The organism is Clostridia bacterium (assembly GCA_028698525.1).
GTDB lineage: Bacteria > Bacillota > Clostridia > JAQVDB01 > JAQVDB01 > JAQVDB01.
In genome coordinates this window covers 1-11,638 of record JAQVDB010000064.1, presented here as the reverse complement: position 1 = coordinate 11,638, position 11,638 = coordinate 1, and the positions used below count along the sequence as shown (strand labels likewise).

The following is an 11,638-nucleotide window of genomic DNA, read 5'->3' as shown; positions in this document are numbered from 1 at the left end:
CGGGGATAATGTAAACATGACAATAGAACTTATAACCCCGATAGCTATAGAAAAAGGATTGAGATTTGCTATAAGAGAAGGCGGCAGAACCGTTGGTGCAGGCGTTGTTACTGAAATAATAGAATAAACAAAAAAGTAGAAATACCTAAAAGACTAGGTTTAGTCTAAACCTAGTCTTTTTACTCATAGTTGTATTGTTCATGATTATTGACAATGATAATAAAATGTGATAGATTTAGAAAGGCTTTTTTATAACTTGACGAAAACGCTGTAAGTTAGTCTTTGACAGGTGGCAGGAGGTGTTTATAATTGAGAACGAGAGTAACATTAGCTTGTACCGAATGTAAGCAGAGAAATTATGATACTATGAAGAATAAGAAAAATGATCCAGACAGATTAGAACTTAAAAAATATTGTAGATTTTGTAAGAAGCATACGCTACACAAAGAAACTAAATAAGCATATATCCTAATGATAGCAGAGGGATGTGAATAAAGAGTGGCTAAAAAGAATAAAAACAAACCGACAAAGGCTCCCAGGAAAGGCCCTATTAAATTCATAAAGGATGTTAGATCTGAACTAAAAAAGGTAACTTGGCTTAATAAAAAAGAATTAAAAACTTATACGATAGTAGTGGTGGTTACCATTGTAGCATCGTCCATATTGATTGGACTGATTGACTATGGTCTTAGTAGCTTTATGAATTGGTTTTTATCATTATAATAAGGGCTTATATACTTATATTTAGTTTTCAAAGGAGGGTTAGAGCAGGGAACAAACTGCCTGAAATATGGAGAATAAAGGTAGATGGTATGTAGTTCATACTTATTCGGGTTATGAAAACAAGGTTAAAGTAAATTTAGAAAAGACAGTTGAAACCAGAGGGCTACAGGACTTGATTTTAGAAGTCCAAGTGCCTATGGAAGAACAGATAGAAATTAAAGACGGCAAAAAAAAGGCAACTATGAAGAAAATATTCCCTAGCTATGTCCTTATTAAAATGATAATGACTGATGAAACATGGTATGTTGTCCGCAATACTAGGGGTGTGACAGGATTTGTTGGGCCGGGCTCAAAACCTATACCGCTAACTGACGATGAAGTGAGAGAATTGGGGGTTGAGGATATCCCAATTAAAATCGATGTGGAAATAGGTGAGAATGTAAAAGTCACATCAGGACCGCTGGAAAACTTTATAGGCGTTGTTGAAAAGATAATGCCAGACAAGCAAAAAATAAGGGTATCTGTATCTATGTTTGGCAGAGAGACCCCTGTTGAATTAGAATTCAATCAGGTTCAAAAGATATAATTTTTTTAGCTATACAGGGAGGTGTTAGGCATGGCAAAGAAGGTAGTTGGATTGATAAAGTTGCAAATACCTGCAGGGAAGGCTACTCCTGCTCCGCCAGTTGGACCAGCATTAGGTCAACATGGAGTGAATATAATGGGGTTTTGCAAAGAATTTAATGAAAAGACTGCAAGTCAGGCAGGGTTGATTATTCCTGTTGTTATAACTGTTTATCAGGATAGATCTTTTTCTTTTATAACAAAAACTCCGCCAGCAGCTGTGCTGTTGAAGAAAGCAGCAGGGATTGATAAGGCTTCAGGCAGACCGAATTTAGATAAAGTAGCTAGCGTATCAAAAAAAGATGTGAAAGATATAGCAGAATTGAAGATGAAAGATTTAAATGCTGCCAGCATTGAAACTGCAATGAGCATGGTAGAGGGTACAGCCAGAAGTATGGGTATAACAGTTAAAGAATAATTTATTGCTATGGATTTGAGTGGGAGGATATTACCGCTAATACCACAGAGGAGGATGAAAATATGAAAAGAGGAAAAAAGTATCAAGAAAGTCTAAAGCTAATCGATAGACACGCGCTTTATGATCCAGAAGAAGCTGTAGATCTTATTTTAAAGACGGGTAAGGCAAATTTTGATGAGACTGTTGAACTGGCAGTTAGACTAGGCGTAGATCCAAGACATGCAGACCAACAGGTAAGGGGTGCTGTTGTTCTCCCCCATGGAACTGGTAAACAAGTAAGGGTTCTAGTCTTTGCTAAAGGGGATAAGGCGGAAGAAGCTGAAAAAGCTGGCGCTGATTATGTAGGAGCAGAGGAATATGTCGCAAAGATTCAGAATGAAAATTGGCTAGATTTTGATGTAGTGGTGGCAACACCTGATATGATGGGAATCGTAGGAAGACTTGGGAGGATTTTAGGACCCAAGGGCCTTATGCCTAATCCTAAATCAGGGACTATAACTATGGATATTGAGAAAGCCTTGAAAGATATCAAAGCTGGTAAAATTGAGTACAGAGTTGACAAGACAAAGATCATTCATGTTCCTATCGGTAAGGTGTCTTTTGGACAGGAAAAACTTATGGATAACCTAAAAACAATAATGGATGCTATTATAAAAGCTAAACCTGCAGCTGCAAAAGGGACTTATCTGAAAAATGTAGTGTTATCCACTACAATGGGACCTGGGATAAAGATAAATCCTGTTAAACTTTAAAAATATTATTGACTTTACTTATAGATTGTGTTAATATTACGGAGTAAATTGAATATTTACCGTAGACAGTAGGTGCTCGATGCTTAATGGACATTTATTTTTTAAAATGTCGTCCTACCGAGGTTTTAGATAATATATGTATATTATAAGCCTTCTTGATGTCTACGCAGAAGGCTTTTGTTATATCCGATAATTTTTCAGGTAACCAACTTAAGAGGTAGGAGGTGGAAGTATTAATGCCAAAGAACAGAGAGTTAAAAGAACAGGTTGTACGTGATCTAAAGGAAAAGATAAACAATGCTAGCTGTGTTATATTTACTGATTATAAAGGTTTGACTGTTGAAGAAGATACAGACTTGAGAAAGCGTTTCAGAGAGTCAAATGTAGAATATAGAGTAGTAAAAAACACTCTTGCAAAGCTAGCTATTCAGGATAGCGACTATGATGATGTAGTTAATGCTCTTGAAGGACCTACTTCAATTGCGATTGGATTAGATGATCCTGTCGCCCCTGCAAAAGTATTAAATAAATTTATTAATGAATATAAAAAGATGCAAGTCAAGGTAGGTATTGTCGATGGTAAGATAGTTGGGGTTGATGATATAAAAGCCTTGGCAGACTTGCCGCCGAGAGAGGTGCTTATAGCAAAAGCATTGGCCGGTATGAATTCACCTATTACTGGGCTTGTCAATGTGATGCAAGGAACAATTAGGAATCTGGTATATGCTTTAAACGCTGTAAAAGACAAAAAACAATAAAATTTGAATGGAGGTTTAATAAACATGACAAAGGAAGAAATAATAGAAGCTATAGAAAATATGACTGTTTTAGAACTATCAGAGTTGGTTAAAGAATTGGAAGAAAAATTTGGGGTAACAGCTGCAGCGCCTGTAGCAATGGCAGCCGCTCCAGCAGCAGGTGGAGCAGGAGCAGCTGAAGAGGAAAAAACTGAATTTGACGTTGTTCTAGCGGAAATAGGTGCGCAAAAGATAAAAGTTATAAAGGCAGTAAGAGAAATAACTGGATTAGGACTAAAAGAAGCTAAGGATTTAGTTGATAATGCTCCAAAAGCAGTTAAAGAAGGAGTAAGCAAGGAAGATGCTGAAGAGTTGAAGACAAAATTAGAAGAAGTAGGGGCTAAGGTCGAAATAAAATAATTTAATAATAAACAAAAAGGCACTCATGCAAGAGTACCTTTTTGTTTATATAAAAAATAAAGAAATAATAATTGACATAAAAATAATAATATGTTAGAATCATATATTGCATTAGTGTATATTATGCGGGAATTATATCATGGTTATAAACTGCATAATTTTTTTTGTTTTTATCAAAATTATGCTTTCTACATACATGATTTTTTTACAGCGTTAATTTTTAAAAAGCTTTCCATCAATTTTTATTTAAGTATTTATAAATCAAGTAAATGATTTACTGCTTCAATTGTTTAACAATATTAGGGTGAATTATGAATAGGGTAGTATTTTATGGGAATAATATATAATATTTGACACTGTAAAAATTAACCATAAAATTCATTTCATTATATAAACGTGTTGGGAGTGATAAATAAATATGATGGCACATCCTGTTCAGATGGGGAAAGTAAAAAGAATGAGCTATTCCAAGATCGATGAAGTTTTGGAAATGCCAAATTTAATTGAGGTACAAAGAAGGTCCTATAATTGGTTTTTGCAAGAAGGACTCCAGGAAGTATTTAGGGACATATCACCTATTACAGATTATACTGAAAATCTTATATTAGAATTTGTAGGTTATTCGCTTGATGGTGAACCGAAATATTCAGTAGAGGAATGTAAAGAAAGAGACTTTACTTATTCTGCACCTTTAAAAGCTCGTGTAAGATTAATAAACAAAGAGACAGGAGAGGTAAAGGAACAAGAAGTTTTTATGGGCGATTTTCCGTTGATGACTGATAAGGGCACATTCATCATTAATGGAGCAGAAAGAGTTATAGTGAGTCAGCTAGTACGTTCTCCCAGCGTTTATTATTCAGAGGAAATAGATAAAAACGGTACAAACCTTTTTTTTGCAACAGTGATTCCTAACAGGGGCGCGTGGTTGGAGTACGAGACCGATTCGAACAATATAATATATGTGAGGATAGATAGGACTAGGAAGTTGCCTATCACCATATTGGTAAGGGCATTAGGATATAGCACCGATGAAGAAATAAGGGAGCTGATGGGTGACACTGAAAAGCTTTCAAATACATTAGAGAAGGACAATACTAACAATAAAAATGAAGCTTTGTTAGAAATATATAAGAGGCTGAGACCGGGAGAACCGCCTACAGTAGAAAGTGCAGTTTCGCTATTTAATTCTTTGTTTTTTGATTCAAGAAGGTATGACCTTGCAAAAGTAGGAAGATACAAATTCAACAAGAAATTATCTATCGGTCATAGAATATCAGGTTATAATAGTGCCCAAAAGATAATAAACAAACAGACAGGCGAGATAATAATCGAGGAAGGTGAAAAAATCACCTCTGAAAAAGCGATTGAAATAGAAAATGCAGGGGTAACTTCGGTTAATATAAAAGTTGATGATAAAATTTTAAAAGTTGTAGGAAATAACTTTGTTGATCCTAACGCATTTGAAATGGATATAGATTTTAGAGAGTTGGGGATAAGCGAGAAGGTTTATTATCCTGTATTTATGGAGATAATTGAAAATAGCAGCAGCAAAGAAGAAATAGAAAATATGGTTAAAGAAAGATATGATGAGCTAACTCCAAGACATATATTGGTGGATGATATCATAGCATCTATAAACTATATATTTGGTCTGGAATATGGCATCGGTTCTATAGATGATATTGACCATCTAGGTAATAGAAGATTGAGATCTGTGGGAGAATTGTTGCAGAATCAATTTAGAATAGGTTTATCCCGTATGGAGAGAGTGGTAAGAGAAAGAATGACTATACAGGATATAGATGTTGTTACGCCCCAGGCTTTAATAAATATAAGGCCTGTATCAGCTGCTATTAAAGAGTTCTTTGGCAGCAGTCAGCTATCACAGTTTATGGATCAGACCAATCCTTTATCCGAACTTACTCATAAGAGAAGACTGAGCGCTTTGGGACCTGGAGGTTTGAGCAGGGAAAGAGCCGGTTTTGAGGTTAGGGACGTTCATGACTCACACTACGGAAGGATGTGTCCTATAGAGACTCCGGAAGGACCCAACATAGGACTGATAGGATCTCTCAGTACATATGCACGTATAAATGAATATGGTTTCATAGAGGCCGCATATAGAAAAGTGGACAAGGAAAAAGGAAGAGTTACTGATGAGATAGTTTATATGACGGCTGATGAGGAAGAAAAATACGTAATAGCACAGGCAAACGAGCCATTGGATGAAAATGAGTATTTTGTTGATGAAAAGGTAATTGTAAGAAGCGGTCACGATGTACTTGAGGTGCCTAGGAATCAAGTTGATTTGATGGACGTTTCACCTAAACAGGTGGTTTCTGTAGCTACATCCCTTATACCTTTTCTTGAAAATGATGATGCTAACCGTGCACTTATGGGTTCAAACATGCAGAGGCAAGCGGTACCATTGGTAAAAACTGATTCACCTATAGTTGGAACAGGAATGGAGCACAGAGCTGCGAAGGATTCTGGTGTAGTCAGCGTGGCCAGTAAAGATGGAACGATATCAAAGGTATCTTCAGATGAGATTGTTATTTTGTATGATGATGGAGAAAAGCAGGCTCATAAATTGTTAAAATTCGTTAGGTCCAACCAAGGAACATGTATCAATCAAAAACCAATTGTTAAAGAAGGTCAGAGGGTTAAAAAAGGAGAGATTATAGCTGATGGGCCGTCTACCGACAAAGGAGAACTAGCGCTAGGGAAGAACATACTCATAGGGTTTATGCCATGGGAAGGATATAATTATGAGGATGCTATACTAATAAGTGAAAAACTGGTCAAAGATGATACTTTTACATCTATTCATATAGAAGAGTACGAAGCAGATGCTAGGGATACAAAGTTAGGACCTGAAGAGATTACAAGAGATATTCCAAACGTTGGCGAAGATGCGTTAAAGGACTTGGATGAAAGAGGTATTATCAGGGTAGGTGCAGAGGTTAGATCAGGAGATATACTGGTGGGAAAGGTAACCCCTAAGGGAGAGACTGAACTTACAGCAGAAGAAAGATTGTTAAGGGCTATATTCGGCGAGAAAGCTAGAGAAGTGCGGGATACTTCCCTTAAAGTGCCTCACGGTGAGGGGGGTATAATAGTAGATGTAAAGGTCTTTAGAAGAGACAGCGGCGATGAGTTGCCCCCGGGAGTAAATCAGCTTGTCAGGGTTTATATAGCACAAAAAAGGAAAATATCTGTAGGGGATAAGATGGCCGGAAGGCATGGTAACAAGGGTGTTATATCTAGAATTCTGCCTGAAGAAGATATGCCGTTTTTAGCAGACGGGACACCCCTTGAAATAGTATTGAATCCATTAGGTGTTCCTTCACGTATGAATATAGGACAGGTATTAGAGGTGCACCTTGGACTTGCTGCTAAAGCATTAGGTTGGAAAGTGGCCACTCCAGTATTTGATGGTGCAAACGAAAGAGATATAGAAGAAACACTGAAAAAAGCAGGGTTGCCCAACACCGGAAAGGTAAAGTTATATGACGGAAGAACAGGCGAACCTTTTGACAATGAAGTTACTGTAGGATATATGTACATGCTGAAATTGGCGCATCTTGTTGATGATAAAATCCACGCAAGGTCAACTGGCCCTTATTCATTGGTGACACAGCAACCTTTAGGAGGGAAAGCACAGTTCGGTGGGCAGAGATTCGGAGAGATGGAGGTATGGGCATTAGAAGCCTATGGTGCGGCACATACTTTACAGGAAATATTGACAGTTAAATCCGATGACGTGGTTGGAAGGGTAAAGACTTATGAAGCTATTGTCAAAGGCGAAAACATACCCGAACCTGGTGTGCCTGAATCCTTTAAAGTTTTGATAAAAGAACTTCAAAGTCTTGCGTTAGACGTCAAAGTTTTGTCTGAAGAACAAGACGAGATAGAAATTAAAGAAAGTGTGGATGACGATTTAGGTGATTTAAGCGTCAACATTGAAGGTAATGAAGAAAGTGAAACCAAAGCAGATAAGGAAGCCGCCGACAAATCTGAGGATGATGATCAGGCAGATTCTGGCCAGGATTTTGATATAGACGAAGAACTGGAAGATCTAGATTTGGAGGATATTGATGACCTTGAGGATTTAGATGACAGTGTTTTGGAAGAAGATATTAATGATGAGATGAACGATAATTTTGATGATGAAGACTATTAAGAAGGGAGAGAAAACCCTTGATCGAGCTTAATGAATTTGATTCAATAAAGATTGGATTAGCATCACCTGATAAAATAAGGATATGGTCTAAAGGCGAGGTGAAAAAGCCTGAGACCATAAATTACAGAACGCTTAAACCGGAGAAGGATGGTCTGTTCTGTGAAAAGATATTCGGTCCTACCAAGGACTGGGAGTGTCACTGTGGTAAATATAAAAGAGTAAGGTATAAAGGGATAATTTGTGACAGGTGTGGGGTTGAAGTAACCCGTTCAAAGGTAAGAAGAGAGAGAATGGGTCATATAGAGCTTGCAGCGCCTGTATCCCATATTTGGTATTTTAAGGGGATACCTAGTAGAATGGGCTTATTGTTGGATATGTCGCCTAGATCTCTAGAAAAGATACTATATTTTGCTTCGTATGTTGTAATTGATCCAGGGGATACCCCCCTTGCAGAAAAACAACTGCTGAATGAAAAAGAATATAGAGAGAATCTAGCCAAATTTGGCAACAAATTCAATGCAGGCATGGGAGCGGAAGCTGTCAAAGAGTTACTTCTTAGGGTAGATTTAGATAGTCTTGCAAAAGAACTCAGAAATGGAATTAAAAATTCATCGGGGCAGAAAAGGATAAGAACAGTCAAGAGGCTGGAAGTGGTAGAAGCCTTTAAAAAGTCAGGGAATCATCCTGAATGGATGATATTGGACGTAATCCCTGTCATCCCTCCAGAACTTCGTCCAATGGTTCAGTTGGATGGAGGCAGGTTTGCGACATCTGACCTCAATGACTTATACAGAAGGGTAATAAATAGAAACAATAGATTAAAAAGGCTCCTTGATTTGGGGGCGCCTAATATAATTGTGAGAAATGAGAAGAGGATGCTTCAGGAAGCTGTGGATGCACTGATAGATAATGGTAGAAGAGGAAGACCTGTAACCGGACCTGGGAACAGACCTTTAAAATCGTTGAGTGATATGCTTAAAGGGAAGCAGGGAAGGTTTAGGCAGAACCTGCTTGGGAAGAGAGTGGATTACTCGGGTAGGTCTGTAATAGTTGTAGGGCCTGAACTAAACATGTATCAGTGCGGAATTCCTAAGGAAATGGCTTTAGAGCTATTTAAGCCCTTTGTGATGAAAAAGTTGGTGGAAGAGAATTATGCTCATAATATAAAAAGTGCCAAGAGGATGGTGGAGAGGGTAAGGCCCGAGGTTTGGGATGTACTTGACGAAGTAATAAAAGACCATCCTGTACTGCTTAACAGGGCTCCAACTTTGCATAGACTGGGTATACAAGCTTTTGAACCGGTGCTGGTAGAAGGAAGAGCAATAAAGATTCATCCTTTGGTATGTACCGCTTACAATGCAGACTTTGATGGGGATCAGATGGCAGTACATGTTCCTTTATCGGTAGAGGCACAAGCTGAAGCTAGATTTTTAATGTTGTCCACCAATAATATTTTAAAACCTCAGGATGGAGCTCCGGTAGTCAGTCCTACTCAAGATATGGTCCTTGGTTGTTATTATTTAACAATAGATAAGGAAGGCTGTGAGGGCGAAGGAAGATATTTTGCATTTCCTGAAGAAGCACTTATGGCATATATAAATAAAGAGATAGATATCCATGCTAAAATAAAAGTTAAGGTTACTAAAGAAATAAACGGTGTTCAAAAATCGGCAATAATCGAAACAACGCCGGGCAGAATTATATTTAATGAGGTTATCCCCCAAGATTTGGGATTGGTGGATAGGACAAAAGAAGAAAATGTATTCCAGTATGAAGTAAACGAGTTGGTAGATAAAAAAATGCTGGGCAAGATTGTAGATAGATGTTATAAAAAATACGGTAATGATAAGACGGCAATGATGTTGGACGGAATAAAAAATCTAGGGTTTCACTACTCAACCATGGGAGCTATAACTGTAAGTGTATCCGATATATTAGTGCCTGAGGAAAAGCATGATATCCTAGCTGAAGGAGATAAACATATAGAAAGAATAAATAAGATATACAGGAGAGGTTTAATTTCCGAAGACGAGAGATATGAGAAAGTGATCTCTACCTGGAATGAAGCCACTGATAAGGTGACAGAAGCCCTTATGAAGAGCTTGGATAATTTGAATCCTATATATATGATGGCAAATTCAGGAGCTAGAGGCAGCATAAATCAGATAAGGCAGCTTGCGGGAATGCGTGGACTTATGGCCAATCCATCAGGCAAAATTATCGAACTGCCTATAAGGTCCAACTTTAGAGAAGGGTTGAATGTACTTGAGTTTTTTATATCAACTCATGGGGCTAGGAAAGGATTGGCGGATACTGCTTTGCGTACTGCTGACTCAGGCTATTTAACAAGAAGATTGGTAGATGTCAGCCAGGATGTAATAGTAAGGGAACACGATTGTTTTGAAAAAAGAGGAGAAAAAGTAAAAGGGATAGTAGTCAGTGAAATAAAAGATGGAAATGAGATAATTGAGCGATTTGAGGATAGGATATTTGGTAGATACTCAGCTAAAGAAGTGTTGCACCCTGATACAGGTGAAGTGATATTAAAACAGAATGAGTTGATAACTGAGGATAAGGTCAACCAAATAATAAGAGCAGGCATAAGACAGTTAGAGATAAGATCTGTTCTTACATGTAGATCTGAGTATGGCGTATGTGCTAAGTGTTATGGAATGAACTTAGCTACAGCTGAACCTGTCAATATCGGTGAAGCGGTTGGGATAATAGCAGCCCAGTCGATTGGAGAACCCGGCACCCAGCTAACTATGAGGACATTCCATACAGGTGGTGTAGCTGGTGATGATATTACTCAGGGTCTCCCTAGAGTAGAAGAGTTGTTTGAGGCTAGAAAGCCAAAGGGACTTGCAGTAATATCAGAGATCAGTGGAAAAGTAAAAATCAATGAATCTAAAAAAAGAAGAGAAGTTATTGTAACCAGCGACGACGGCGAAAGCAAAACATATCAAATAGCTTTTGGATCAAGGTTAAAGGTTAGCGATGGTGATGTGATAGAACCGGGGGATGAGCTGACAGAAGGTTCGATTAATCCCCATGATATTATAAAAATAAAGGGAATGATAGGTGTACAGAGCTATCTGCTCCATGAGGTGCAAAAAGTGTATAGACTCCAGGGAGTAGAGATAAATGACAAACATATTGAAGTGATCATAAGGCAGATGCTCAGAAAAGTAAAGATAGAAGATTCGGGAGATACAGATATGTTGCCTGGAGGACTGATCGATATTTTTGAATTTGAAAAGGAAAACAAAAAAGTAATAGAAAGTGGCGGTAAACCGGCATTAGCTAGACGAGTAATACTTGGAATAACCAAAGCATCATTAGCCACTGAATCCTTTTTATCAGCAGCTTCATTTCAGGAGACTACCAGGGTGTTAACTGAAGCTTCTATAAAAGGGAAGATAGATCCCCTTGTAGGATTAAAGGAAAATGTGATAATAGGTAAGCTGATACCAGCAGGTACTGGAATGAGCAGATATAAAGACATAAAGATCTATTGTGAACACCCTCAAGACGATGGAGAACAAAAAGAAACTAATTGATTTTAATGTGGTGGCGGTAATATCAGTTTTATAGTCGCCACCACAAGTTTTGTTCATAGCACTTATAAATTATATCTTTGAGTGTGCATATTAAAAAATAGGCGAGTTGTAAAATTAAATGAAACACAATTAAATAAATAATGCTCATGAGAGCTTCTCTGTTATAATGTTAATCACTATAATAAACAGAAACGGAGAAGAATCATGAGCACAGTCTATTG

General features: G+C 37.7%; 10 protein-coding genes and 1 other annotated feature. All 10 genes read left to right on the top strand.

What is annotated here, in order from left to right; translation table 11 throughout:
- On the top strand, positions 1–127 hold a 127-nt coding region (tuf, locus tag PHP06_09085; GenBank protein ID MDD3840706.1), incomplete at its 5' end, for an elongation factor Tu.
- A 182-nt stretch (positions 128–309) separates the two neighbouring features.
- A complete protein-coding gene (gene rpmG / locus PHP06_09080) occupies positions 310–459 on the top strand; it encodes a 50S ribosomal protein L33 (protein ID MDD3840705.1) in 150 nt (49 codons plus the stop codon).
- A gap of 39 nt (positions 460–498) precedes the next feature.
- Positions 499–723, top strand: a complete 225-nt coding sequence (gene secE / locus PHP06_09075; protein MDD3840704.1) for a preprotein translocase subunit SecE — start codon at positions 499–501, stop codon at positions 721–723.
- A 67-nt stretch (positions 724–790) separates the two neighbouring features.
- Positions 791–1,309, top strand: a complete 519-nt coding sequence (nusG, locus tag PHP06_09070) for a transcription termination/antitermination protein NusG (GenBank protein MDD3840703.1) — start codon at positions 791–793, stop codon at positions 1,307–1,309.
- A gap of 30 nt (positions 1,310–1,339) precedes the next feature.
- Entirely contained in the window at positions 1,340–1,765 is a 426-nt protein-coding gene (gene rplK, locus PHP06_09065; GenBank protein MDD3840702.1) for a 50S ribosomal protein L11, read from the top strand.
- Positions 1,766–1,827: 62 nt separating this feature from the next.
- On the top strand, positions 1,828–2,517 hold the full coding sequence (gene rplA, locus PHP06_09060; protein ID MDD3840701.1) for a 50S ribosomal protein L1: 690 nt from the start codon (positions 1,828–1,830) through the stop codon (positions 2,515–2,517).
- 41 nt (positions 2,518–2,558) lie between these two features.
- Positions 2,559–2,707, top strand: a sequence feature (ribosomal protein L10 leader region).
- Positions 2,708–2,753: 46 nt separating this feature from the next.
- The gene (gene rplJ, locus PHP06_09055; protein ID MDD3840700.1) at positions 2,754–3,275 is read left to right on the top strand and encodes a 50S ribosomal protein L10; all 522 of its coding nucleotides are present in this window, start codon (positions 2,754–2,756) and stop codon (positions 3,273–3,275) included.
- A 24-nt stretch (positions 3,276–3,299) separates the two neighbouring features.
- Positions 3,300–3,674 (top strand): 50S ribosomal protein L7/L12, encoded by a 375-nt coding sequence (gene rplL, locus PHP06_09050; GenBank protein MDD3840699.1) that lies wholly within the window; start codon positions 3,300–3,302, stop codon positions 3,672–3,674.
- Between the two features lie 421 nt (positions 3,675–4,095).
- Positions 4,096–7,857 (top strand): DNA-directed RNA polymerase subunit beta, encoded by a 3,762-nt coding sequence (gene rpoB, locus PHP06_09045; protein ID MDD3840698.1) that lies wholly within the window; start codon positions 4,096–4,098, stop codon positions 7,855–7,857.
- Positions 7,858–7,874: 17 nt separating this feature from the next.
- Entirely contained in the window at positions 7,875–11,417 is a 3,543-nt protein-coding gene (gene rpoC / locus PHP06_09040; protein ID MDD3840697.1) for a DNA-directed RNA polymerase subunit beta', read from the top strand.
- Positions 11,418–11,638: the final 221 nt, after the last annotated feature.

Bases quoted from the DNA above. Each gene is read 5' to 3' on its own strand.
- nusG (MDD3840703.1), top strand. From the start codon at position 791: ATGGAGAATAAAGGTAGATGGTATGTAGTTCATACTTATTCGGGTTAT.
- rplK (MDD3840702.1), top strand. From the start codon at position 1,340: ATGGCAAAGAAGGTAGTTGGATTGATAAAGTTGCAAATACCTGCAGGG.
- rplA (MDD3840701.1), top strand. From the start codon at position 1,828: ATGAAAAGAGGAAAAAAGTATCAAGAAAGTCTAAAGCTAATCGATAGA.
- rplJ (MDD3840700.1), top strand. From the start codon at position 2,754: ATGCCAAAGAACAGAGAGTTAAAAGAACAGGTTGTACGTGATCTAAAG.
- rplL (MDD3840699.1), top strand. From the start codon at position 3,300: ATGACAAAGGAAGAAATAATAGAAGCTATAGAAAATATGACTGTTTTA.
- rpoB (MDD3840698.1), top strand. From the start codon at position 4,096: ATGGCACATCCTGTTCAGATGGGGAAAGTAAAAAGAATGAGCTATTCC.